The organism is Arthrobacter sp. R3-55 (assembly GCF_054161505.1).
This window is the reverse complement of record NZ_CP096423.1, coordinates 247491-271035: the sequence shown is the minus strand read 5'-3', so window position 1 is coordinate 271035 and position 23545 is coordinate 247491. Positions and strand designations below refer to the sequence as shown.

At 62.6% G+C, this 23545-nt stretch carries 28 protein-coding genes; 12 read left to right on the top strand and 16 right to left on the bottom strand.

Annotated features, from left to right (window positions below; translation table 11 throughout):
* Positions 1 to 18: 18 nt before the first annotated feature.
* From M1D51_RS01370 to M1D51_RS01360, 3 genes are all read right to left on the bottom strand, one after another.
* Entirely contained in the window at positions 19 to 999 is a 981-nt protein-coding gene (locus M1D51_RS01370) for an alpha-ketoacid dehydrogenase subunit beta (protein WP_172323714.1), read from the bottom strand.
* Positions 999 to 2192 (bottom strand): pyruvate dehydrogenase (acetyl-transferring) E1 component subunit alpha, encoded by a 1194-nt coding sequence (gene pdhA / locus M1D51_RS01365; RefSeq protein WP_458108244.1) that lies wholly within the window; start codon positions 2190 to 2192, stop codon positions 999 to 1001. The genes M1D51_RS01370 and pdhA overlap by 1 nt, the downstream gene beginning before the upstream one ends.
* A gap of 150 nt (positions 2193 to 2342) precedes the next feature.
* Positions 2343 to 3461: a histidinol-phosphate transaminase gene (locus tag M1D51_RS01360; protein WP_172326426.1), complete on the bottom strand. Its 1119-nt coding sequence runs from the start codon at positions 3459 to 3461 to the stop codon at positions 2343 to 2345.
* A gap of 72 nt (positions 3462 to 3533) precedes the next feature.
* Between M1D51_RS01360 and M1D51_RS01355 the strand changes: the two genes are divergently transcribed.
* Entirely contained in the window at positions 3534 to 3962 is a 429-nt protein-coding gene (locus M1D51_RS01355; RefSeq protein WP_026543035.1) for a phage holin family protein, read from the top strand.
* Positions 3963 to 3973: 11 nt separating this feature from the next.
* Here the strand turns inward: M1D51_RS01355 and M1D51_RS01350 are convergent, their stop codons facing one another.
* Positions 3974 to 5326, bottom strand: coding sequence for a hypothetical protein (locus tag M1D51_RS01350; RefSeq protein ID WP_458108243.1), 1353 nt, complete (start codon positions 5324 to 5326; stop codon positions 3974 to 3976).
* Positions 5326 to 5637: a hypothetical protein gene (locus M1D51_RS01345; RefSeq protein ID WP_458108242.1), complete on the bottom strand. Its 312-nt coding sequence runs from the start codon at positions 5635 to 5637 to the stop codon at positions 5326 to 5328. The genes M1D51_RS01350 and M1D51_RS01345 overlap by 1 nt, the downstream gene beginning before the upstream one ends.
* A gap of 166 nt (positions 5638 to 5803) precedes the next feature.
* Between M1D51_RS01345 and purB the strand changes: the two genes are divergently transcribed.
* The 5 genes from purB (at position 5804) to M1D51_RS01320 (ending at position 9754) form a co-directional block, all read left to right on the top strand.
* Positions 5804 to 7210 carry an adenylosuccinate lyase gene (purB, locus tag M1D51_RS01340; RefSeq protein ID WP_458108241.1) on the top strand — a complete coding sequence of 469 codons (1407 nt, stop codon included), beginning with the start codon at positions 5804 to 5806 and terminating at the stop codon, positions 7208 to 7210.
* 280 nt (positions 7211 to 7490) lie between these two features.
* Positions 7491 to 8153: a histidine phosphatase family protein gene (locus M1D51_RS01335; protein WP_458108240.1), complete on the top strand. Its 663-nt coding sequence runs from the start codon at positions 7491 to 7493 to the stop codon at positions 8151 to 8153.
* Between the two features lie 128 nt (positions 8154 to 8281).
* A complete protein-coding gene (locus M1D51_RS01330) occupies positions 8282 to 8785 on the top strand; it encodes a GNAT family N-acetyltransferase (protein ID WP_458108239.1) in 504 nt (167 codons plus the stop codon).
* A 63-nt stretch (positions 8786 to 8848) separates the two neighbouring features.
* On the top strand, positions 8849 to 9283 hold the full coding sequence (locus M1D51_RS01325; protein ID WP_017198826.1) for an acyl-CoA thioesterase: 435 nt from the start codon (positions 8849 to 8851) through the stop codon (positions 9281 to 9283).
* Between the two features lie 117 nt (positions 9284 to 9400).
* Positions 9401 to 9754 carry a nuclear transport factor 2 family protein gene (locus M1D51_RS01320; RefSeq protein ID WP_458108238.1) on the top strand — a complete coding sequence of 118 codons (354 nt, stop codon included), beginning with the start codon at positions 9401 to 9403 and terminating at the stop codon, positions 9752 to 9754.
* 21 nt (positions 9755 to 9775) lie between these two features.
* Here M1D51_RS01320 and M1D51_RS01315 read toward each other — a convergent pair whose 3' ends face one another.
* The 7 genes from M1D51_RS01315 to M1D51_RS01285 form a co-directional block, all read right to left on the bottom strand.
* Positions 9776 to 10072 carry a hypothetical protein gene (locus tag M1D51_RS01315; RefSeq protein WP_458108237.1) on the bottom strand — a complete coding sequence of 99 codons (297 nt, stop codon included), beginning with the start codon at positions 10070 to 10072 and terminating at the stop codon, positions 9776 to 9778.
* 206 nt (positions 10073 to 10278) lie between these two features.
* A complete protein-coding gene (locus tag M1D51_RS01310; protein WP_458108236.1) occupies positions 10279 to 11082 on the bottom strand; it encodes an aldolase/citrate lyase family protein in 804 nt (267 codons plus the stop codon).
* Positions 11067 to 11852, bottom strand: coding sequence for a 2-oxo-hept-4-ene-1,7-dioate hydratase (gene hpaH, locus M1D51_RS01305; protein WP_458108235.1), 786 nt, complete (start codon positions 11850 to 11852; stop codon positions 11067 to 11069). The genes M1D51_RS01310 and hpaH overlap by 16 nt, the downstream gene beginning before the upstream one ends.
* A 3-nt stretch (positions 11853 to 11855) precedes the next feature.
* Positions 11856 to 12953 carry a 3,4-dihydroxyphenylacetate 2,3-dioxygenase gene (gene hpaD, locus M1D51_RS01300; protein WP_458108234.1) on the bottom strand — a complete coding sequence of 366 codons (1098 nt, stop codon included), beginning with the start codon at positions 12951 to 12953 and terminating at the stop codon, positions 11856 to 11858.
* A gap of 103 nt (positions 12954 to 13056) precedes the next feature.
* Positions 13057 to 14568: a 5-carboxymethyl-2-hydroxymuconate semialdehyde dehydrogenase gene (hpaE, locus tag M1D51_RS01295; RefSeq protein ID WP_458108233.1), complete on the bottom strand. Its 1512-nt coding sequence runs from the start codon at positions 14566 to 14568 to the stop codon at positions 13057 to 13059.
* A gap of 28 nt (positions 14569 to 14596) precedes the next feature.
* Positions 14597 to 15280, bottom strand: coding sequence for a GntR family transcriptional regulator (locus M1D51_RS01290; RefSeq protein ID WP_172326298.1), 684 nt, complete (start codon positions 15278 to 15280; stop codon positions 14597 to 14599).
* A complete protein-coding gene (locus tag M1D51_RS01285; protein WP_458109527.1) occupies positions 15273 to 16739 on the bottom strand; it encodes a fumarylacetoacetate hydrolase family protein in 1467 nt (488 codons plus the stop codon). Before M1D51_RS01285 ends, M1D51_RS01290 begins: the two co-directional genes overlap by 8 nt.
* A gap of 176 nt (positions 16740 to 16915) precedes the next feature.
* Here M1D51_RS01285 and M1D51_RS01280 point away from each other — a divergent pair, with 176 nt between their 5' ends.
* Both M1D51_RS01280 and M1D51_RS01275 read left to right on the top strand, forming a co-directional pair.
* On the top strand, positions 16916 to 17518 hold the full coding sequence (locus M1D51_RS01280) for a YdeI/OmpD-associated family protein (RefSeq protein WP_172325673.1): 603 nt from the start codon (positions 16916 to 16918) through the stop codon (positions 17516 to 17518).
* Positions 17519 to 17527: 9 nt separating this feature from the next.
* Positions 17528 to 18247 carry an alpha/beta fold hydrolase gene (locus M1D51_RS01275; RefSeq protein ID WP_458108232.1) on the top strand — a complete coding sequence of 240 codons (720 nt, stop codon included), beginning with the start codon at positions 17528 to 17530 and terminating at the stop codon, positions 18245 to 18247.
* A 47-nt stretch (positions 18248 to 18294) separates the two neighbouring features.
* On the opposite strand, the gene M1D51_RS01270 is transcribed toward M1D51_RS01275, so the two are convergent.
* Positions 18295 to 18759, bottom strand: coding sequence for a hypothetical protein (locus M1D51_RS01270; RefSeq protein WP_458108231.1), 465 nt, complete (start codon positions 18757 to 18759; stop codon positions 18295 to 18297).
* Between the two features lie 183 nt (positions 18760 to 18942).
* On the opposite strand from M1D51_RS01270, the gene M1D51_RS01265 reads away from it, so the two are divergent.
* The 4 genes from M1D51_RS01265 to M1D51_RS01250 all read left to right on the top strand — a co-directional run bounded on the left by M1D51_RS01265 (position 18943) and on the right by M1D51_RS01250 (position 21140).
* The gene (locus M1D51_RS01265; RefSeq protein ID WP_458108230.1) at positions 18943 to 19140 is read left to right on the top strand and encodes a CsbD family protein; all 198 of its coding nucleotides are present in this window, start codon (positions 18943 to 18945) and stop codon (positions 19138 to 19140) included.
* 304 nt (positions 19141 to 19444) lie between these two features.
* Positions 19445 to 19714 carry a GlsB/YeaQ/YmgE family stress response membrane protein gene (locus tag M1D51_RS01260; RefSeq protein WP_017198839.1) on the top strand — a complete coding sequence of 90 codons (270 nt, stop codon included), beginning with the start codon at positions 19445 to 19447 and terminating at the stop codon, positions 19712 to 19714.
* Positions 19707 to 19967 carry a hypothetical protein gene (locus tag M1D51_RS01255; RefSeq protein ID WP_458108229.1) on the top strand — a complete coding sequence of 87 codons (261 nt, stop codon included), beginning with the start codon at positions 19707 to 19709 and terminating at the stop codon, positions 19965 to 19967. Before M1D51_RS01260 ends, M1D51_RS01255 begins: the two co-directional genes overlap by 8 nt.
* Positions 19968 to 20270: 303 nt before the next feature.
* Positions 20271 to 21140 (top strand): AraC family transcriptional regulator, encoded by an 870-nt coding sequence (locus M1D51_RS01250; protein WP_458108228.1) that lies wholly within the window; start codon positions 20271 to 20273, stop codon positions 21138 to 21140.
* Between the two features lie 17 nt (positions 21141 to 21157).
* Here the strand turns inward: M1D51_RS01250 and M1D51_RS01245 are convergent, their stop codons facing one another.
* The 3 genes from M1D51_RS01245 to M1D51_RS01235 all read right to left on the bottom strand — a co-directional run bounded on the left by M1D51_RS01245 (position 21158) and on the right by M1D51_RS01235 (position 23535).
* Positions 21158 to 21721: a cysteine hydrolase family protein gene (locus M1D51_RS01245; protein ID WP_172325679.1), complete on the bottom strand. Its 564-nt coding sequence runs from the start codon at positions 21719 to 21721 to the stop codon at positions 21158 to 21160.
* 22 nt (positions 21722 to 21743) lie between these two features.
* A complete protein-coding gene (locus tag M1D51_RS01240; protein WP_172325680.1) occupies positions 21744 to 22670 on the bottom strand; it encodes an SDR family oxidoreductase in 927 nt (308 codons plus the stop codon).
* A gap of 64 nt (positions 22671 to 22734) precedes the next feature.
* Positions 22735 to 23535 (bottom strand): DUF1206 domain-containing protein, encoded by an 801-nt coding sequence (locus M1D51_RS01235; RefSeq protein ID WP_458108227.1) that lies wholly within the window; start codon positions 23533 to 23535, stop codon positions 22735 to 22737.
* Positions 23536 to 23545 lie beyond the last annotated feature (10 nt).

The window sequence follows — 23545 nt, the reverse complement described above, 5'->3', positions numbered from 1 at the left end:
AGTAGGCCAGGCGGGCGCTTAGTAGGACAGCGAACGGTCGAGTGCTTCGAGGATCTTGTCGATGTCCGGCAAGTAGTCCTCTTCCACCTTGGCGACGGGATACGGCATGTGGAATCCGCCGACGCGGATCACGGGAGCTTCCAAGTGGAGGAACGCCCGTTCGCTGATGCGTGCTGCGATTTCGCCTCCGATGCCGCCGAAAGTGGGGGCCTCGTGGGCGACGATCAAACGGCCCGTTTTCTTCACTGAGGCTTCCACGGTGTCGAAGTCCAGAGGTGAGATGGAGCGGAGGTCAATAACCTCGATGCTCCGTCCGTCTTCGGTGGCGGCATTGGCTGCCGCCAGGGCCACGGGAACCAGCGGTCCGTAGGCGACGATGGTGGCATCGGTGCCCTCGCGGACAACGTGCGCCTTGAAGGGGTCTTCTGAAAGACCGGCATTCTGGACATCCACTTCGCCCTTGAGCCAGTAGCGGCGCTTGGGCTCGAAGAAGATGACAGGGTCCTGGCACTCAATGGCTTTCTGGATCATCCAGTAGGCATCGTGGGCATTGGACGGGGAAATGATGCGCAATCCCGCGGTGTGGGCGAACAGTGCTTCCGGCGACTCGGAGTGGTGTTCGATCGAGCCGATACCGCCACCGTAGGGAATGCGGATGACCACCGGAACGGTGAGTTTGCCAAGGCTGCGGGCATGGATCTTGGCCAGCTGGGTGGTGATCTGGTTGAAAGCGGGGTAGACAAAGCCGTCGAACTGGATCTCGCACACGGGTGAGTACCCACGCAACGCCAACCCAATGGCCGTACCCACGATGCCCGATTCCGCCAACGGCGTGTCCAGGACGCGATCATCACCGAACTCCTTGATCAGGCCATCGGTAACGCGGTAGACACCGCCAAGGTGTCCGATGTCCTCACCCATGAGCAGTGACTTGGGGTTGTTCGTCAGAGATGCGCGGAGACCCTCGTTGATGGCCTTCGCAATGGTCATTGTTGCCATCAGTGAGCTGTCTCCTCGTCACTTTCGAAGCCGGCCGAGTATTCCTCGAACCAGGCCAGTTCCTCCGCAATCAGCGGGTGTTGTTCGGCGTAAACGCTGGCAAAGGCCTGCCGGATGTCCGGAACCTCAAGGCCATGCGTGGTGCTGCGGACGTACTTGGCCAGTTCATCGCCGTCGGCCTTGACCTGATCGAAGAATGCCTCGTCGGCAAGCCCTTCGGCGCGAAGGTACTTCTCCAATCGGTCCAGCGGATCCTTCTCCCGCCAAGCGGCTTCCTCGGCGGATTCGCGGTACTTGGTGGGGTCATCGGCGGTGGTGTGTGCGCCCACGCGGTATGTATAGGCTTCGATGAGGACCGGACCGCGGCCCTCCCGGGCATGTTCCAGGGCCCACTCGGTGACGGCATGGACTGCGATGACATCATTGCCATCCACCCGGATTCCCGGGAAGCCGTAACCCTTGGCCCGGTTGGCCAGCGGAACCTTGGTCTGGACTTCAGTAGGCACGGAAATGGCCCAGTGGTTGTTCTGGCAGAAGAACACCACCGGCGCGTCGTAGGAGGCGGCGAAGACCATGGACTCGTGGACATCGCCTTCCGAGCTGGCTCCATCGCCGAAGTAAGCGATGACGGCGGCCTTCGGGTCCGTGGCATCCGTTGCTGCTGTAAGCTTCTGGTCGCGCTGGATGCCCATGGCATAGCCAACGGCGTGCAGTGTCTGGGCTGCCAGGACCAGGGTGTACAGGTGGAAGTTGTTTTCGCGGGGATCCCAGCCACCGTTGGAGACACCCCGGAACTGCTTGAGGAGTTCGGCAAGGTCTACGTTGCGGACAAGTGCCACGCCGTGTTCACGGTACGTGGGGAAGATGTAGTCCTGGGGCTGGCTGGCGTGGCCCGAACCGATCTGCGCAGCCTCCTGGCCGGTCAACGGCACCCACAGCGCCAGCTCACCCTGACGCTGCAAGGCGGTGGCTTCCTGGTCGAAACGACGGATCCTGGCCATGTCCGCGTAAAACACGCGCAGCTTCTCGGGGTCGATCCGCTTGGCATAGTCCGAGAAGACCGGATCCGAGCCCAGCTTTCCGTCAGAGCCTAGCAACTGAACCATTTCCACCGGTTCGCCTGGCGCGGCTGCTGCCGCGGAGGTTGCCGCGAGAGTGTCTTCCGTCCCGGGGGGCAGTTGTGTCGAGCCCATTCCGTCTCCTTGCTTGCCGCGGCGGGGCGCCGGGCAATGTCTGTCGCTGGGATATATGCCCGTTCCGGAATGCATTCCGGAACGGGCATACTATTGGCTTTCGTCCCTTACTTTATCGGCAGTAAGTTCGGTTTTAGCATTTGTTAACCGCTAGGAACGCAGCGGTGCCTTTGTATAACCTGCACAGAGTTCCAAGAACCGGGTGTTGGCTTCCACCTCGCCGATGCTTACCCGGACACCCTCATTGGCGAAGGCGCGGACAGACAGCGCACGCTCCGCCGCCAAGGCCGCAAACTCGCCACTGTGCTGACCAAGGTTCAGCCAAATGAAGTTACCCTGAGCCTCCGGAACAAACCATCCAAGCTCGCGGAGGCCGGCCGTGACGCGGTCTCTTTCGTCCACCAGGCTTTGTACCCTTTCCACAACCTGATCGAAATTCTCGATAGAGGTCACGGCGGCGCGTTCGGCGATCTGGGAAACGGCGAATGGCGTGGCAGTGACCCGGAGATGCTGCGTGAGCAAAGGGCCCGAAACGCTGTAGCCGACCCTCAGCCCGGCCAGTCCATGCGCTTTGGAGAAGGTCCTCAGGACCACCACGTTGGGATACTTGCGGTAAAGCTCGATGCCGTCCACGGCCTTCGTATCCCGAACGAACTCTTGGTACGCCTCGTCGATGACCACCACCACGTTGGGGGGAACGGACTGGATGAAGCGCTCAGTTTCCTCTGCCGTGAGGATGGGACCCGTGGGGTTGTTCGGTGTGCACAGGAGGATCACTTTGGTGCGGACTGTGACGGCCGCAGCCATGGTCTCGAGGTCGTGTCGCCCATCAGCCAGCAGCGGGATCCGAACACTGGCTGCCCCAGCGAGACCCACACAGATGGGGTATGCCTCAAAGGATCGCCAGGCGTAGATGACCTCATCCTGCTTGCCATCGTCATTCTGCCCCGCGAATGTTGCAAGAATCTGGTTCAGTGCCCCCAGGCTGCCTGCGCCGGTGACAACATCGTCAGCCGGAACGTCAAGGAAGCCTGCCAGAGCGGTTCGCAGCTTGGTGGCGAGTGGATCGGGGTAGCGGTTGATATCGGATTGGTCGGCGATTGCCTGCAACACTGCAGGAATCGGAGGCAGCGGGTTCTCGTTGGACGACAATTTGTAGCTGGTGAGGCCCTCGATCGCGGCGGGGGGTTTTCCTGCCGCATACTTCGGGAGCCTGTCCACGACCGGGCGAGGGAGTACGCCCTCCGGTACGTTGTCAGTAGTAGTCATGGCTTCAAGCCTACTTGCCTGCTTATGGCTGATGCTGAGCTTATTAACAGGCGCATGTGAAAGCATGGGCCCATGGGTTCATTCATCATTCGCGTCCTCATTAACGGGCTTGCCCTGTGGGTAGCCACTTGGCTGCTGCAAGGCATGGATATCACTACCAGCGCTACCGAGAAGGCTGCCACCAATGCAGGACTGACCCAAGGCGCCGATACCGCCGGCATCATTCTGGCGTACCTGTTCATCGGCCTGATCTTCGGCGTGGTGAATGCAGTGGTCCGCCCCCTGGTCAGGCTTCTGTCACTGCCGGTGACCATCCTGACGCTTGGCCTGTTCACTATCGTGATCAATGCAGCCATGCTGTACCTCACTGCCTGGCTGAGCTCATTCACTCCGGTACACCTCACCCTCGATTCGTTCTTCTGGACTGCCATCCTGGCTTCCCTCATCATCAGCATCATCTCGATGGTGGCAGGACTGATCCCCGGTACCCGCAAGCGCTAGGAGCACGGCAACTACCGTGTTCCAGACCCCGCTTTGGTGTCCTGGACGGTGGGCTGACCAGGTTGCAATGCCCACGGGGAAGCGGGCATCGGCGCCCTTTCCAGTTTGATCCGGCTCACTCTTGCTACCCCACCGGTGCCCACAATGCCCGCGAAGACGGCAGTTGAAGCCATCAGTGACTCGTCCCGGCTTGCAGCAACCAGCTCTGCTCCTGCTGCATAGTTCTCCTGGTCATGTCCGGGACCAAGGCCGGGATCTTGTCCTGCTGGTGTCTTAACCTCGTTGGTCAGCGACACCGTCACCCTGTCTTTCGTATCACTGTTCACCCGGCCATCTGCTCCCGGGACCCAGTCCTGAACATGTTCCAAATGGAGTGAACTGATACCAGGTTCGGGGGTAATTCCGCCTACAGGAGCCCCGGCCGTCAGCACATACTTGAGGTCGAATTCACTGAGAAAGGCCTGGTTCCGGCTGAGGTTCATGGCGTGCACGCCTCCTTGGCTGTGCCCCACCGCCACTACCTGCTCTCCGGCGTCCGCGCCGGCCTCACGAAGAGCCTGACCAACGGCGGCGACTACTTCCTCCGAGTCGTAGGCAACAGCATCACCGATTCCCGGGATATCGAGTGGGTTCGTGTTCGGTGAGAAGGGCTGGGTGCCGGGTATCAGCACCATCCAGGATGAAGAACCGTTCTGTTCGAACTGGATGACCTCAATCTCTCCGCTGTTCCTTGCATGCAGCCTCTCCAGGCGCCGGAGGCTCTCCGCCATGGAGGGCTCGATCTGTTCCGCGGACTGCTCCATCGCCCCGATGCTGACGTGTCGGGGCTGAAGTGCCCCCAAAAGCGGCGACTCCAGAATTCCGTGCAGGATATCCCTCGTTTCCGTCCAAGGGGGAACCAGCACTCCCCTGACGATGTTATGCGTCATGTCACGGCCAGGGAGCAACCATCCGACCCCGGAAAACCTTATCTCTCGGAGGCTCAGCTCACGCCGGAAACCATTTGAGGCCTCCACTAGCTCGTAGTCACGGTGGCTGGCCCGCACATTCGCGCTGATCTCCACCAGGTTCTGGCGAACCCTTGCCACGTCCTTCCGGCTTTCGGCAACAGCGTCGATGGCAGCCGGACCGGTGTCGTAGGAGTCGTACAGAAACGTTTCCAGAGAGTCCTGAACCCGAATAGCCTCGTCCTCGATGTCGCGAAGCTGCTGGACCACCTCATCCAGCTGAATTACGCCCCGCAAGAGTTCTTCCAGCTGGAACGACATCCCGCCCACTCCACCCCGTATGGTGAGGAAGCCGTCCGCTGCCGGAGGCAAGGGCCGGGGCGCTCCTCCGGCTCCCACTGGAGCTGAATCGGCCATTACTGTCCCCTCTCGCTGGAAACTGAGACGTTCTGGGAATGGCGAAGTACCAAGGCAACGGCGGCATCCATGGACTCACGGGCACGCATCAGCGCCGAAGCATGCAATGCAATGGTTGTTCGGTAGGCGCGTCCCGCAGGAGACTGCCAATCGTTCAGTTGGATTCTTCGCAAAGAGGCAAGAACAGCGTCTGCTTGGTCCACGCACGTCTTGATACGCCAAGCGAGCCGTTGGACTTCATGGCTTCGGGAAGCACACTCCAGGGGGTCGAAGGTGGGCGGGTTGGCTGCAGGCATCAAGCCGACGCTCATGTACGTATACTCCGTTGGTTGTTCTGCTGTTCGGTACGATCGACGCTACGGAGCGGCAGAACCCAACGGAAGCAGCGTTGTCGCGTATGTGGATAACCCGGGACGCCGTCCACATAGCCTTGTCACCGACTCGGGCACCATGGCGGAACATGAAAGAATAGGCACCATGGCTGAATCCCCTCGCGTGTCCCTCGCTTCCGAACCCCTCGCCCTTGGCGCCCTTGACGGCCGCTACCGTGCTGCCGTCGCGCCCCTCGTTGACTACTTGTCCGAGGCTGCACTTAACCGCGACCGCGTTCACGTCGAAGTCGAGTGGCTCATCCACCTGACCAGCCAGTCCGTTTTGCCCGGCGCGGGCCCTCTGTCCGAGGATCAGATCGCCCGGCTGCGAGCGATCGTCACCGAATTCAACGCCGCATCGGTCAATGAACTTGCCGAGATCGAGGCTGTCACCGTCCACGACGTCAAGGCTGTGGAGTACTACATCGGCCGTCGCCTTCCGGCCATTGGCATCGAGAACCTGACGGCCATGGTGCACTTTGGCTGCACATCCGAGGATATTAACAACCTCTCCTACGCCGTAGGCATCAAGGGCGCCGTGGAGAACGTGTGGCTTCCGAACGCCGCTGCCCTCGTGAAGCAGATCGAAGCCATGGCGGAAGAGAACCGCGCTGTGCCCATGCTGTCCCGTACGCATGGACAGCCGGCCACGCCCACCACGCTCGGCAAGGAACTGGCGGTGATCGCCCACCGCCTGAACCGCCAGCTGGCACGCATCGCCAAGACCGAGTACCTCGGCAAGATCAACGGCGCCACCGGCACATACGCCGCGCATGTAGCGTCCGTCCCCGGCGCTGACTGGGAAGCCGTCGCCAAAACGTTCGTGGAGGGTCTGGGCCTCACCTGGAACCCACTCACCACGCAGATCGAAAGCCACGATTGGCAGGCCGAGCTCTACGCCGACATCGCCCGCTTCAACCGCATCCTGCACAACGTCTGCACGGACATCTGGAGCTACATCTCCATCGGCTACTTCCGCCAGATTCCGGTGGCCGGGGCTACCGGCTCCTCCACCATGCCGCACAAGGTCAACCCCATCCGCTTCGAGAACGCCGAAGCCAACCTGGAGATCTCCAACGGACTCCTGGACACCCTCGGCGCCACCCTGGTTACCTCCCGCTGGCAGCGCGACCTCACGGACTCCTCGTCACAGCGCAACATCGGTGTCGCTTTCGGACACTCACTGCTGGCTATCTCCAACGTCGCCAAAGGACTCAAAGCACTGGACGTCGCCGAGGAAGTCCTCGCCGGTGATCTCGACACCAACTGGGAAGTCCTGGGTGAGGCCATCCAGATGGTCATGCGCGCAGAGGCGATTGCCGGCGTCGAAGGCATGGAAAACCCTTACGAACGGCTGAAGGACCTCACTCGCGGCCAGCGCGTGGATGGTGCCCGCATGCAGGAATTCGTCCAAGGCCTTGGCCTCTCCGCGGACGCGGAGGCACGCCTGCTCGCATTGACTCCGGGCAAGTACACGGGCATCGCCGACAAGTTGGTGGACCACCTGCACTAGGACCGAATCCTCGACGACGGCGGGCCGGGGCTGTGCCCGGGTCTGCCGTCGGCGTTTAAGCTGGATTGGACACCACGGACACGAAGGCAGCAAGGCAGCGCCGCGAACGCCCAGCAGCCCAGTCCAGTCCAGTCCAGCAGCCCAGCAGCCCAGCAGCCCAGTCCAGTCCAGTCCAGCAGTCCAGCAGTCCAGCCCAGCAGTCCCGCCCAGCAGCCCAGTCCAGCAGCCCAGTCCAGTCCAGGGGACCCGGACCACTAACGATGTAAGGAGCGGAGCACCCATGAAGCTCCTGTTGATCAGGCACGGACAAACACCCGGCAATGTTGCGGGTCAACTGGATACGGCCTTCCCCGGCCCCGGGCTGACCGAACTCGGTGAACGCCAGGCAGCGGCCCTCCCGGACGCTTTGGCCGACGAGGCCATTGAAGCGCTGTATACCTCCACACTGCTGCGCACCCAGCGGACGGTCGCTCCCTTGGCGAAGGCCACTGGTTTGGACCCTGCCATTCTGGATGGGGTCCACGAGATTGAGGCAGGTGCCCTTGAGAAGAAGACCGACCATGAATCGCACCTGCGCTACTTGAGCACCGTCTTTGCCTGGGCGGACGGGGATTTGGACGTCCGGATGCCGGGGGCTTTCGACGGGCACGATTTCTTCGCACGGTTCGATGCCTCCGTTGAGAAGGTCGCGGCCGCGGGGCACGGGACAGCTGCAATTGTCAGCCATGGTGCTGCCATCCGATGCTGGGCAGGACGCCGTGCAATGGACATCGACACGGTGTTCGCTGAAACCCATCAACTGCCCAACACCGGAACCGTAGCTCTCGAAGGCGACCCCCGGAGTGGCTGGAAGGTTCTGCACTGGGACCAGATTCCTGTGGGTGGCCTGGCCTTGGCAGATCCAACCGCCGAGGACCCCACTGGCGAGGCACTTCAACCCTGAGCCCGGCAGGACACAGGGCGGAGCAGCAATTCTCCCGACGCTTACGCGCAGGAAACACCGCGGTAACCACAGCTCCGTAGGCTTGAGACGCATAGACACCTCCCCGAAACCCGGCGAAATGAGGCAAGATGCAGACCAACCCACGGCTCAACATCCGGCAGGTCACGTGGGCCAACCCCGTGGGCGCTGACCTCCGTGCCGCGCAGCAGGCTGAGCTGGATGCACGGTTCGGAAGCACGGATCATGAGCCCGGACCGTCTCCCTCGGAGTCGGACACCGCCGTATTTGTGGTGGCCTATGAGAAATGCTCCGGACAACCACTGGGCTGCGGCGGGCTGAGGATGCTCGATGAAAAGACGGCGGAGATCAAAAGGCTCTATGTAGTCCCCTACGCCCGTGGTTCGGGAGTGGCGAGCTCGATCCTGGCCGCTCTTGAAGCCCAGGCCCACTCCCATGGCTTCACAGTGATCGCGGCGGAAGCGGGTTCAGCCCAGTCGGACGGCCGCAGCTTCTACGAGAGCGCAGGATTTGCCTTGGTCCCCAACTTTGGGCCGTACATCGGCGTGGATGAATCGTATTGCTACTCCAAAAGGATCGATTCCTACAGTGCCTCGCACACGGCGATGGCCTGAGCCGTTACGATCGCTTCGACGCAACGTCAAGCGGAGGTCGCCCCAGTTCGATAATCTCAGATTATGGAAAAAGCAGACATCACCTTCCGAACCCGCAAATGGGTCCGGCCCGAGGACCTTAACGCCAACGGCACACTCTTCGGTGGCAGCCTGCTGAAGTGGATCGACGAAGAGGCCGCGATCTACGCCATCCTCCAATTGGGCAACGGGCGTGCCGTGACCAAGTACATCTCCGAGATCAACTTTGTCAGCTCCGCAGTTCAGGGCGACCTGGTGGAAATGGGCCTGACGGCGAAGCGCTTCGGCCGCACGTCCCTGACCATGCGTGCCGAGGTCCGCAATATGATCACCCGCGAGGCCATCCTGACCATCGAGGAAATCGTCTTCGTCAACCTCGGTGCCGACGGACGTCCCCAACCGCACGGGTACACCGAAATCACGTACGACCGCGACCGCATCCCCACGCATCACCTGACGGAAACGCTCGACGAAGACTGAGCCGCCCGGCGTCGTGCGTTTTAAGTAGTTAAAACAGCCTCACCAGCAAGGCGGGATGCCGCGTAAACTGCCCGGCCCACCGTTGAACCCGTTCGAGCAGCAGGGTAAAACGGAAGGATGAGCGATGTGAACTCCTGGATGGATCAGTACGAACGTGCATGGACCTCGAACGATCCCGAAGACATCCGGGCTCTCTTCACCGAGGACGCCGTTTACAACGACCGCCCCCACACAGCGAAACCGTGGAACGGCCACGAGGAAATTGTGAAGGCGTGGGCCGATGCCGGCGACAAACCGGAAGATTGGACCTTCGAGTGGACGCTCCTTGGCCAGGACGGCGACACAGCGTTCGTCCAGGGGCTGACCACGTACCTGAACGACGAGCCCACCTACGACAATCTGTGGGTCATCCGTTTCGCCGAAGACGGCCGGGCACGCGAATTCACCGAGTGGTACATGGCGCGCAAATAAGGCAGGCCGGAACCCTGGAGGTCAGCGGGAGCGGATCAGCACGTTGTGGTGGATCTTGGTCCACCCCTGATACTTCGGCTGGCCGGCGTCCACGCCGTCATTAATGAGCTTCGCTTGGGTCTGGTCAGACGTCGTCAGCGTGAGGATCTCCTCACCCGTGGCAACCGCTGCGCACCCCGCCCTCCATCGCTCCGGGAGACCTGCAGGCACCGCATACAAGCAAACGGATCCGCCAGTCTTGCTCTTGGCCGCGTAATACTTCACGTCGCCGTGGGTGGCCAACAGACGGGTCGAGCCGGGCTCCACCTCAAGATCCACGCCGGTAAGGCTAACGTTCCCCGGAAGTTCGTCCTCCGCTGTCGCTTCCCTAGCCAGGACATCCGGTCCGGTCGGCTAGGAACAACCAGCCAACCCCAACGCAGCAACGACGGCAAATACAGCTATGACACGACGATTCATGGCACTGCCCCCTCAGGCTCTCGTTTCATCGAGCCTAGCCCACCGCTTCACCCACCCACGGCACGTCAGTAGCTTTCGCGCTCAGCCGTTTCGGACACCGGGATGAACGTTGCTGCGAACCCCTCGGAGGCCCGGGCGAGGACAGCAACGTCCGCGCCCACCAGCACGAAGGAGGCACCGGCGTCGAGATAGGCGCGGGCTGTTGCCTCGTTGAAGGCGTTCACGCCGGCGGGCTTACCTGCCGCTTTGGCGGCTGCAAGGCAGTGTTCGACGACGGCCCTCACCAAGGGATTTTCCTGCTGCCCCAGCAGGCCCATGGAGGCGGCGAGGTCCGAAGGGCCCAGGAAGATGCCGTCAACGCCATCGACGGCGAGGATCTCTTCCACCGCTGATGCCGCAGCTTCGGATTCGATCTGCACCGTGAGGCTGATGGATTCCGAAGCGGACGCCAGGTAGTCCGGTACCCGGTTCCAGCGTGATGCCCGGGCAAGCGCCGAACCCACACCCCGGACCCCGTGCGGCGGATAACGAACTGCGGAAACCGCAGCTGCCGCTTCGAAGGCCGAGTTCACCATGGGAATCAGCAGGTTTTGCACGCCAAGGTCCAGGTATTGCTTGATGACCACGGTGTCATTCACGGGAGGCCGGACCATGGCCTGGACCGGATAGCCGCTCACGGCGTGAAGCTGGGCAAGGATGGATTCGAGCCCGTTGGGACTGTGTTCAGCGTCAATCAAGACCCAGTCCAGGCCGGAGCCGGCGCAGATCTCCGCTACCAACGGACTGCCCGAGCACACCCACATGCCGGCGAGTGGACGGCCGGAACCGGAGAGGGCCGAATAGAAAGTGGGGCCTAGCTGAAGTGGCATGTCACAACTCCCAACGGTCCGTAGTCCGCGTGCACGGTATCACCTTTGTACACCCAGAGGGGGCGGGTAAACGAGCCCGCCAGGATGATATCTCCGGCTTTCATGGAGTCCCCATGCGCGGCGATTTTGTTGGCCAGCCAATGCACCCCGTTGGCCGGGTGGTCGAGCACTCCGGCGGCCACCCCGGTCTCTTCCACGGTCTGGTTTTTGTACAGGATGGCGGAGACCCAACGGAGGTCGACGGCGTCGGGCCGCACCGGTCGGCCGCCCACCACCATGGCGCCCATCGCGGCATTGTCCGAGATGGTGTCCACGATGGTCCGGCCCTCCATTTCAATCCTGGAGTCCAGGATTTCGAGGGCCGGAACCACGTAGTCGGTGGCGTTGAGGACGTCGAAAATGGTGCAGCCAGGGCCCTTAAGGCCTGACTTCAGCACGAAGGCCAACTCCACTTCCACCCGGGGGTGCGTGTACTTGTCCCATGACACGGAGCAGCCGGTTTCGAGGACCATGTCATCGAAAATGGCGCCATAGTCCGGCTCGGTGATGCCTGTGGCGGCCTGCATGGCCTTGGACGTGAGGCCGATCTTCCGCCCCACCAACGTGCGCCCGGCTTCCTCGTTCCGCCGCATCCACAGCTGCTGCACGGCGTAGGAATCCTCCACCGTCATGTCTGGATAGCGGGCGGTCAGCCGAGGAACGGGCGTACGGGAACGTCCGGCTTCGAGGAGCCCGTCGGCAATGGCTTCGATCGTCTTCGCGTCCAGCATGGCTTAGACCTGCGCTCCGAGCTTGAAGCCTTCGGCTGCTTCGTCCGAGCCGCCGGAGGGGCGGGTGTAGGAGAAGCCGTCGGCGCCCACGGTGACTGCCATTTCGGACTTGTCCTCGCGCTCGATGATCGGCTGCGGCTTGCCGTCGAGGTCCAGGACCAGGGACGCTTCGGTGTACCAGGACGGGACTACGGGGTTGCCCCACCAGTCGCGGCGCTGGTTGTCGTGGACGTCCCAGGTGACGGTGGGGTTGTCCGGGTCTCCGGTGTAGTAGTCCTGGGTGTAGATCTCCACGCGGTGGCCGTCCGGGTCCAGGATGTAGAGGTAGAACGCGTTGGACACGCCGTGGCGTCCGGGGCCGCGTTCAATGCGGTCGGAGATGCGCAGGGCGCCCATCTTGTCGCAGATCTGGATAATGTTGTGCTTCTCGTGCGTGGAGAACGCGATGTGGTGCAGGCGCGGGCCGTTGCCGCCGGTCAGGGCGGTATCGTGCACGGTCTGTTTCCGGTGCATCCACGCGGCGTACGTGACGCCGTCGGAATCCTTGATGTCTTCGGAGACGCGGAAGCCGAGGTCCTCCAGGTATTTGCGGCCGCGGGGGACGTCCGGGGTGACCTGGTTGAAGTGGTCCAGCCGGACCAGTTCGCCGGCGGAGTAGAGGTCATAGCGCTGGGTGAGGCGTTCGACGTGCTCCACGTCGTAGAAGAACTCGTACGGGAAGCCCAGCGGATCCTCCACACGGACGGAGTCGCCTACGCCCTTGGTGAAACCTTCCTTCCGGCGCTCAACCCGGCAGCCCAGTTCGCGGTAGTACGCCTCGGCGGCGTCGACTTCGGCCGGGGACTTCACCCGGTAGGCGAATGCTGCGGCTGCGGCCACCGGGCCCTTGCGGAGGACCAGGTTGTGGTGGATGAACTCCTCGAAGGAGCGCAGGTAAATGGTGTTCTCATCTTCCTCGGTGACGTGCAGGCCCAGGAGGTCCACGTAGAAAGCGCGGGACTTGGCCAGGTCCGTGACCACCAGTTCCAGGTAGGCGCAGCGGACAATGTCCGGTGCCGGGACGGTGGGAGTGGGGATGGGGCCGGTGAAGGGGTTGCTCATGGGATTCTCTCTTCGTTGAAAGGGTCAGTTGGATGGAGTTTTTGTACAGATACGGCCCTTTAGAAGGGGTTTTAGGGGCGTTATCTGTACAAAAACTCCGAGTTTAGGCGCCGAACTTAGGGGTGTGAACAGAGCCCAGCGTGATGTGCACGGCCTGCTGGTCGGTGTAGAAATCGATGGAACGGTAACCGCCCTCATGGCCCAGGCCCGAGGCTTTCACGCCGCCGAACGGGGTACGGAGATCGCGGACGTTGTGGCTGTTGAGCCACACCATCCCGGCCTCCACGTTCTGGGAGAAGTTGTGGGCCCGGGTCAGGTTCTGGGTCCAGATGTAGGCCGCCAGGCCGTACTTGGTGTTATTGGCCAAGGCGAGGGCTTCGTCGTCGTTCTCGAAGGGCGTGATGGCCACGACGGGACCGAAGATTTCCTCCTGGAAGATCCGCGCGTCAGGCGCGACGTCGGCAAACACCGTGGGTGCGATGTAGTTACCTTCGGGCAGGTGGTCGGGTCGGCCGCCGCCGGCGAGGAGCCTGCCTTCGGACTTGCCGATCTCCACGTAAGAGGCCACCTTGTTGTAGTGCTCCGGATGGACCAGCGCACCCACTTGGGTCTTGGGATCGTGGGGGTCACCCACCACGATGTTCTTGGCCCGGGCGGCGTACTTTTCGCAGAATTCGTCGTAGATGGCCCGTTCAACCAGGATGCGGGAGCCTGCGGTGCAGCGTTCGCCGTTGAGGGAGAACACCCCGAACAGCGCCGAATCGATCGCAGCGTCAAGATCGGCGTCGGCGAACACGACGCACGGCGACTTTCCGCCGAGCTCCATGGACAGGCCCTTGAGGTTGGCAGCGGCGTTGCGGAAGATGGTCTGGCCCGTGGTGGTCTCGCCGGTGAAGGAGATCAGTGGCACGTCCGGGTGCTTCACCAGCGCGTCGCCGGCTTCCTCGCCCAGGCCATTGACCAGGTTGAACACGCCGTCGGGCAGGCCGGCGTCCCTGAAGATCTGCGCCCAGAGCGAGGCAGAAAGCGGGGTGAACTCGGCCGGTTTCAGGACCACGGTATTACCGGTAGCCAGCGCCGGGGCGAGCTTCCAGGACTCCAGCATGAACGGGGTGTTCCACGGGGTAATCAGGCCTGCGACGCCGATCGGCTTGCGGTTCACGTAGTTGATCTGCGAGCCCGGGACTTTCATGGCGTCGTCGAACTGGGCCACGATCAGGTCCGCGAAGAAGCGGAAGTTCTCCGCAGCGCGCAGGGCCTGGCCTTTAGCCTGGGTGATCGGCAGGCCGGTATCAAAGGTTTCGAGTTCGGCGAGGCGGGCTTCCTGCGCTTCAACGGCGTCGGCGATCTTGTTCAACACCCGGGCACGCTCCCGGGGCTTCATCTTCGGCCAAGGACCGTTGACGAATGCTTCGCGGGCGGCGGCGACGGCAAGATCGATGTCTTCCTTCTGGCCAGCGGCAGCAGTGGCGTAGTTGCCGTTGGATACCGGGTCCAGGACATCAAAGGTCTTGCCTGAGATGGAGTCAACAAACTCGCCGTTGATGAAGTGCTGGATATGGGACGGCAGGTTCTCGGGGGTGTAGTGCTTGGTGGTCTCTACGGAGGTAGTCATCGTTGTCTTCCTTTGTTCATCCAAAGCTTTAGTTGGTGGTGGAGAGGTACGCGTCCAGGGTGGAGGCGCGGTGCTGGCGGGCGGCTTTTTCGATGGTGTCGGCGTCCGCCCCGCCCTCGATAAGTTGCAGCAGTGCTTCGTGTTCGCGCACCGACTCCTGGGCGCGTCCGGGAACAAACCGGAACGTGGAGGACCGGATGGAGGCCAGCCGGTTCCAGCCCCGATGAACCAGGTCCAGAATGTGCGGGTTGGGGCAGTGCTCAAACAGGACGCTGTGGAAATCCTGGTTCAGGGCAGTGAAACGGACGGGGTCGAAGTGCTCCAGGCACTCACGCATTTGCTCGTTCACCGCGCGGGCCCGGGCAATGGCCACCGAGTCGATCAGCGGTGCGGACAGCGCGGTGGCGGCGCCCTCCACGATGCTCAGGGTCTGCATGGTGTACAGGTACTCGGTGGGGTCGATCCCGGACACCGTGGCGCCCACGTTCCGCTCGAACTTCACCAGCCCTTCGGCCTCGAGGCGGCGGATCGCTTCCCGCACGGGGACCACGCTGAAGCCCAAATCCTCGGCGATCTTGGCCAGCACCAGCCGGTAACCCGGCGTGTACGTGCCCTCCACGATCCTCGCCTTCACGGCGGCATACGCTTGCTGGGATTTGCTTTGGGCAGCGGGGTTTTCGACGGCGGAACTCCCGACGGCGGTTTCAGTCACTGTGGGCTCCTTGCCGGCTCTGCCACTCCTGGAAGCGCGCCTGCCATTCCTTGTTCATGGGGTACAGCCCGTCCACGCTGTTGCCTTCCTGGACCATCTGGAAGATGAATGTCTCTTCCTTTTCCTGCTGTATGCAGTCATCCACCAGTTCTTCGGCGATGGCCGGCGGGATCACCAGGATGCCGTCGGAGTCTGCCACGATGATGTCGCCGGGCTGGACAGTGGCTCCGCCGCAGGCGATGGTGATGTCCGTGTCCCACGGAATGTGCCGGCGTCCCAGCACAGCCGGGTGCGGGTTGGCGAAGTAGGTGGGCATTTCCAGGTCGGCCACAGCCGAGTAGTCGCGGACGCCGCCGTCGGTAATGATGGCAGCGGCCCCGCGCACTTGGGCACGCAGCGCCAGAATGTCCCCCACTGTGCCGGTGCCCTTCTCGCCGCGGGCTTCCATGACCAGGATTTCGCCTTCGTTCACGGAGTCGATGGCACGTTTCTGGGCGTTGAATCCGCCGCCGTGGGTCTTGAACAGGTCTTCACGGTTGGGCACGTAGCGAAGGGTCCGGGCAAGTCCCACCACTTTGCGGTCCGGGCGGGTGGCCTGCAAGCCGTCGATGCTCACGTTGTTCAGTCCCCGCTTACGGAGTTGGGAAGACAGGGTTGCAGTAGCAACAGACTCCAGCTTCGCTTTCAGCTCCGGCGTAAGCACCGAAGCCTGGGAAATCGGAGCAGGCAGCCCGGCGGCTTCCCGCGACCCGTAGGCCTCTTCCCGCTGGGTGTCATCAGTCTTGGGCCGGGCGCCAAAGTCCGCGAACGGCGTCGTGCCTTCCATTACTTTGGTGGCCAGGCGGCCGCTGCTGAAGTCACCGCCGGTGACCTCAACTTCGACGACGTCACCTGGCTTGGCAACGGAGGCTCCGGCGGGGGTGCCGGTGAGGATGATGTCACCCTCTTCGAGCGTGAGCAGCTGGGAGAGGTCAGCGACGAGTTGGGCGAACGGGAAGAGCAGGTCCTCGGTGGTGTCGTCCTGGACGAGGTCTCCGTTGTGCCAGGTGCGAATCCTTAAGGCAGCGGGGTCAACGGCGTCGGCCGGGATCAGGGCCGGCCCGACGGGAGTGAAGCCGTCGCCGCCCTTGGACCGGACGTTGGAGCCCTTGTCTGCGTAGCGGAGGTCGTAGACGCCGAGGTCGTTGGATGCAGTGATCCATTCGACGTGGCTCCACGCATCCTCCAGCCCCACGCGGCGCGCGGACTTGCCGATGACCAACGCGATCTCGCCCTCGTAGCCGAGCAGTTCGCAACCGGCCGGACGTTCAACCGTGCCGGGAGCATCCGCGGAGCCGAGTGCCAGGGACGATGACGGCTTCAGGAAGTACGACGGCTGTTCGGGAGTACGCCCGCGCTGCGCCGCACGGCTGGGGTAGTTGATGTGGACGGCAATGACTTTGCGCGTCCGGGCCAGCATGTCCTGGCTGACTTCCTGGGTCCGGAACTCCAATGTCACGGCGCCTCCTCTTCTTGAAACTGGATCAAGTACGAAATCGTATACGAATCACTATGACCCGGACTGTGAGCTGCGTCAACCCCTCCCCAACCCAACTCAGATGGGGGATGCTGGTACCAGATCAGCGGAGGGAAACCATGGAGCCCAAAAGAGAACCGGAGTTGCTGAGGTTTGCCAGCGGCGCAGAGTGGGAGGACTGGCTCGCCGCCAACCACGGCACTCAGGCCGGGGCGTGGTTGGTGATCGGGAAAAAGAACTCCGGCGCCGGCCTTATTGAGATTCAGGATGCCTTGGACAGCGCCCTCTGTTTCGGCTGGATCGACGGCCAGCGCAAAGGCAACGATGAGAAGACCTTCCTGCAGAGGTACTCCCGCCGCCGGGCCCGAAGCTCGTGGTCCCAGGTGAACGTGGGCAAAGTGGAAGCACTGATCACCGCAGGACGGATGCGCCCGGCGGGGTTTGCGGAAATAGAGTCAGCCAAGGCCGACGGCCGCTGGGAAGCGGCCTACGTTTCGCAGGCCAACGCCGAAGTTCCAGAGGACCTGAAGGCGGCGCTCGCAGGAAACACGTCCGCTGGAAAAGCCTTTGAAAGCCTGGGCAAGACGGATCGCTACCTCATCATCCTGCAGGTACTCAAAGCCCGCACGCCGGAAGCCCGCGCCAAGATCCTGGCGAAGACAGTGCAGAAGTTGGCGGAAGGAAACCAGCCACCCTTACAAACTGTCGGTGGGCTCCCGTAGGGTACCCGCATGGACATCATCCTTGTACCCGGTTTCTGGTTGGACGCGTCATCGTGGGAGGAGGTGACGCCACCCCTTGAAGCAGCGGGCCACACGGTTCATCCGCTGACGCTGCCGGGACTGGAGTCAGTGGAAGCATCACGCGCAGGCATCGGTCTTCGGACACACATCGACGCCGTAGTGGCGAAGCTGGATTCCTTGGACGGCAAGGTCATCCTGGTGGGCCATTCAGGCGGCGGCGCCATTATCCATGGCGTTGCGGATGCCCGCCCTGACCGAGTGGCCCGCGCCATCTACGTTGACAGTGGGCCACTGGGCGAAGGCGGAGTCATCAATGATGAACTGCCCGAGGACGGCGACGATATCCCGCTGCCGCCGTGGGAAGCCTTCGAGGACGAGGACCTGGTAGACCTGACTGACCAGCTGAAGGAAGCCTTCCGCGCCCGCGCCATCCCCGAACCCAAGGGCGTTGCGTTCGACCAGCAGCATTTGGGCGACGTCCGCCGTTACGACGTTCCGGCCACGATCATCGCGTGCCAGTTCCCGTCCTCGCTCCTCAAGGAATGGATGGACGCGGGGCACCCCTTCACTGCCGAACTCGCGCGGATCCGGGATGTGGAATACATCGACCTCCCCACCGGCCACTGGCCACAATTCACCAAACCCACTGAGTTGGGCCAGGCGATTGCCGGGGCGGTGGAACGCAGCACGGTGGATCACAGCTCATAGAGCCCGACGCCGGCGCTCACCGGCCGGCGCCCCTCACCAATAAACGGTCAGGCTTTGGGCGGCGTGTTCGTCGCGGGACCTTCCGGCGCCGCGCCGCCCTCATCGGTCCAGTCGCTTCCGGTGGCGTCATCCCGCGCAGGATCAGAGACGACGTCGGAGGCAACTGGATCAGCCGTGGGAACTGTGGTGACCACTGGAACGGTCGTCACGGTAGGACCGCCGGGCCGCTGCTCCGAGTTCGGCGAGTGCTCCGACTTCGGCGAGGTGATGCCGGGGAACATGGCCTCGGCCTTCTCCATCAGCTTCTTGCCTGCCTCATAGAGATTGTCCAGGATGTCCGGAACCGACTCCTGCACGGCTTCGGCGGCGTGGTGAACGTTCTCCTGAACCTCCGGGTTCTTCAGCACCTTCTCGGTGCCTCCGCGGAGCCGCTTGTACACCTCCGGCCAGGACTTGGATCCCCATACGTAGCCAACGGCCACTCCAACGGCGAACAATGCTTTCCCTTTCACAGGAATCACTCCTTTCGAGGCGTTATTCCTCGACACTATCCCCGCCGGGCACACCGTGTCACCTGCCGATTGTTTCGCATGGGTTAATAGCAATTTGCCGAAATAAAACATTCGACTAAACTGTTATGTCAACCAGCGGATAACCGCAGGAAGCAACCGCATCAAACCCGAGGAGTGAAAACCATGGGACTGGATGACAAGATGACGAACGCCACTGAAGAAGCGAGCGGCAAGGTCAAGGAAAAGACCGGCGAAGCAACCGGCGACAGGGACCTGCAAGCCGAGGGCGCCGGAGAGCAGTCGAAGGCCAACCTCAAGCAGTCGGGCGAGAAAGTGAAGGACGCCGCCAAGGGAATCGGAGACTCCCTCAAGGACCGCTAGCCCGCGAATCCCCGGAGTTCCGGGGCTGCAGGCAAGGGCGGCCTAATAGTCAGGTTACTTGCTACTAGCCCTCGGAGCCGCTAGCGTTGCTGGTGTAGTACCTAGTCCGACCCAATCGGCAGGAGTGCTTTATTGGCTGTATTTCATAAATTCATCGGGGTTGCAAAATAGTTCCACTCCCCCACATTCCATAGGGCCTCCAGGGGCCCCATTGCGGTGCCTACACCTTGGAACAGGCACCCGGTGAAATTACTCGCTTCATCACGTTCATGGAATTTCCATCAACAAGAAAGTAGGAGCAAAAATGGGTTTCTTTGGTTTTCTTCTGCTCGGTCTTTTGGCCGGCGCTATCGCAAAGCTTATTCTTCCCGGCCGCCAGGGTGGCGGCTGGTTGATCACCCTCCTTTTGGGCGTCGTCGGCGCACTCTTGGGCGGCTGGATCGGCGGCCTCATCTTCGGTACCGGTCTGCAGGAATTCTTCTCGCTCACCACGTGGCTCCTGGCTATCGGCGGCTCCATCATCGTGCTGCTGATCTACGGCCTGGTCACTAACCGCAGGACCCACCATGGCTAACAACCAGAACCACGACGCCAACGGCGAAGAACTCGAGGGCCAGTACTCCGAGGGCGACTACGGCGATTCCGGGGTGTCCCCGGAGACGCTGAAAGAGGACGCCGGAGGCGACTACACCGCAGGTGACTACACCGAAAAGACGGTGCCCTCGGCCGACGCCGAGCTGGACGAGCACAACACGGAAGACACTCCCCGTGACCGGCCCTTCTCATCCGAACCGGATGAAGAAGCGTCTGGCTCAAGTCGTCCGTAACTCGCAGCCGGTGGAACTTGGCCGGTAAGAACCGAATAACATCAAGGACCCGGAGTACTGCAACCGCAGCACCCGGGTCCTTGCGTTGTGTCCCCCGGAATGCCCCCGCGAGTTTGATGCCCATGTTTTGCCGCCCGAAGATGGGTTTAAGTGTCAACTCGCGCAGGGGGGAGCCCCAACCCAAGGGGGTCGCGAGGGGACCTGATACTTTCGGGCAAGGATAGGTGGGGCATCACCCCCACACCCTGCGTAGCGTCAGAGGCAGGAATGAAGACGGCGGGCAGGACGAGGGAACGGAACAGCATGCAGGAATGGAACCGGGCAATAGAGGCAATCGAGCAGGACCTCACGGCAGAGATCGACGTGGGGACTTTGGCCCGTATAGCCCTGACATCCGAGTATCACTTCCGGCGAATGTTCTCCTCCCTGGCAGGACTTCCCGTTTCGGAGTACATCCGGCGGCGCCGCCTCACAGCGGCCACCGCTGAAATAGTCGACGGCGGCACAGTCCTGGCCGTTGCCGTCCGCTACGGCTATGCCTCTGCTGAGGCGTTCACCCGTGCATTCAAAGCCATGCACGGCCTCACTCCGTCTGAAGCGAGGCAAGCCGGCGCCGTTCTCCATTCCCAACCTCAACTGAGGTTCCATCTACGCGTCGAAGGGAATACCGACATGAAGCACCGTATAGAAGACAAACCAGCTTTCCGCCTGATCGGCGTGAAAGCCCGCGTGCCCCTGGTCCACGAAGGGCCCAACCAGGCCATCATCGATTTCCAACGCGGCCTGGACCCCGCCGTCACCAAGCAGTTGCTGGGACTGGCAGATCTGGAACCGACGGGGCCCCTGTCCGTCACGGACAACATCGATGAGCGGCGCAGCGAGGGAAGTGAGCTGGACTACTGGCATGCTGTTGCGTCCAGTCAGCCGGCACCGGAGGGGTTCGAGGTCCTGGACGTTCCGGAGGGGCTGTGGGTGGTCTTCGAATCCGAAGGGAAGTTCCCTGAGGTCCTGCAACGCATGTGGGCGGACGCAGCAACGGAATGGTTCCCGGCCAACCCCTACAGGTGGGCACCCGGTCCGGAAATGCTCAGCGTCCACGTGGAGCCCGGCGGCACGCACGGCCGGGGCCAGTTGTGGATTCCGGTGGAACGCGAGGAATCAATGGAGCGGTGAGAACCCGGCCAGCCGCACTAGGCTGACCGCTGGGATTCAAGGAATCCCAGGATCTCTTCAAGCGGCAGTACTGCTTGGCGGTACTCGCGGGTAAAGACCCGCAGCACCGATTCGGCGGCCTCCGCATTCTCGGTACCAATGGCCTCGGCAGCGTAGATCACCCTGATGTTGTGGGCGAAGGCGTCGGCCGCGGTCTGGGCGATGCAGTTATGGGCCGAAATTCCGGCCAGCACCACGGTATCCACGCCCCAGTTCCTGAGGCGCATGGCGAGGTCCGTCCCGAAGAAGGCGCTGTCCCGGGTCTTGGTGAGCCTGGGAAGATCGGCAGTGAGCAGGCCGGGGACAAACTCTGCCTGCTCACTGCCCCTGAAGATGAAGCCCTGATCGTCGTCGAGCATGTTCAGGCTCCAGGTGGATTTGTCCCTCTCGTGCACTGTGCCCACCAGGAGGACTTTGGCGCCGGCTTCGCGCGCTGCGCTGGTCAAGGAATTGCAGGCAGCCACAACTTCATCCTGGCGTGACTTCAAGGCAGGATCCTCGAAGTAGGCGTTCTGCATGTCGATGACCAGCACGGCGATCATGGTCGTCCTCCTATTCGGCGGTTCACAGTCCCTTGCCTCCTGTCACGGGCAGCACTGCTCCGGAAATGTAGGAGCCTTCGTCAGAGGCGAGCAGCACATACGCCGGAGCCAGCTCAGCCGGCTGCCCGGCCCGGCCCAGCGGGGTGTCCTGGCCAAACGTGGGCAGCTTGTCCGGCCATTCCGTGGCGGGAATGAGCGGGGTCCAAATGGGTCCCGGGGCCACCGCGTTGACCCGGATCCCCTTGGGTCCCAGTTCCTCTGCCATGGCCTTGGTGAAGGCCACCTGGGCCGCCTTGGTCATGGCATAGTCCACCAACTGGGCCGAGGGGTTGAAGGCCTGGATGGAGGCCGTAACAATGATGGATGCTCCCGGCCGGAGGTGTGGAATGGCCGCCTGGGCCGTCCAGATGAGCGAGTAGAGGTTGGTTTTGAAGACGCGGTCGAATTCTTCCGTGGGGATGGTTTCCAGGCCTTCGCGGTTCTTTTGGTAGGCCGCGTTGAGCACCACGATGTTGAGCCCGCCAAGTTCCTGGACCGTTCGTTCGACGATCTCCGCTGCGAAGCCCTGATCCCTCGCATCGCCGGGCAGGAGGAGTACCTGTGAACCGCATTCACGGATCCATTCCGCCGTGGACCTCGCGTCTTCTTCCTCCTCGGGAAGGTAGCTGATGGCCACGTTGGCGCCTTCGCGGGCATAGGCGATGGCCACGGCGGCGCCGATCCCGGAGTCGCCGCCGGTGATCAGGGCCGTCTTGCCCTGCAGCCGGCCGTGTCCCACGTAGCTTTTCTCGCCGTGGTCCGGCTGGGGGTCCAAGGGCGCCGTCAGGCCGGGCTGCTCTTGTTCCTGCTGCGGGAAGGTGCCGGAGTGGTATCCGCTGCGGGGGTCCGCGGGCGGGGAGGTGAGTCGGTTCTTGGGCTGTCCGGAACTGTTCGGGTCATGGTGGGTCATGCTTGTTCCTTACCCGCTTTCGGCGTCTCCTAATCGCGCTTGCCGTTATCAACAGCTCCGGAAACTAGGTCCGCAACGTCCGGGCCTTGACCATCAGGAACAACCCGTAGGCAATAAGTCCGAGTGCCACGGCAGCCAGCAGGTACACCCCGTAAGGCTGCTCCCTGAGCGCCTTCAGGCCGCCGTCGAGCCCCGTTGACTGCTCCGGTTCGGCGCGCACGGTGGCAATGACCACCAGCAGGCCCACCAGGAAAAGGGCGATCCCCTTGGCGATGTATCCCACTACGCCCACCCCCAGTTGGAACTTGCGCACCGAAGTGTTGGAGGACAGCGTGAGGTCCTTGGTGAATTTCCGGCGAAAGCCCCGCACGGCGAAGACGATCCCGGTGATGGCGATGCCCGCACCCACGGCGACCAGCAGAAACACGCCAAACGGCGCCTTAAGGAGAGCCACTGTGAAGTCGCTGCTGGATTCCCGGCTGTTCTGGCCCTTGCCTGCGATGAAGGAGACGATGGTGGAGGCCAGCGCGGCGAAGACGATCGCCTGCCCTATGGCGGACAGTTTCTTGGTGATCTTGTCCGAGCCGTTCCTGTGCCCCAGGATGGCGTTTCCCAGTTGCCACAGTGCCAGCGCCGCGCAGGCCGCGAAGCAAGCCCAGAGCAGCAACGGTCCGTATGGCTGGCTGGCCAGGGACGTCACGGCTCCGCTGACATCGGCTTCGCCGCTGCTGCCGAACGCCAGTTGGAGGGCGATGATGCCAATGAGCACGTGCAGGAGTCCGCTGACCACGTATCCGCCGCGTGCAACCGCGGCGAAGGCCTGCGAATTCGACGCTTCCTCGGCCACATCGGCGGCCTTCCTCATCTCTTCCTTG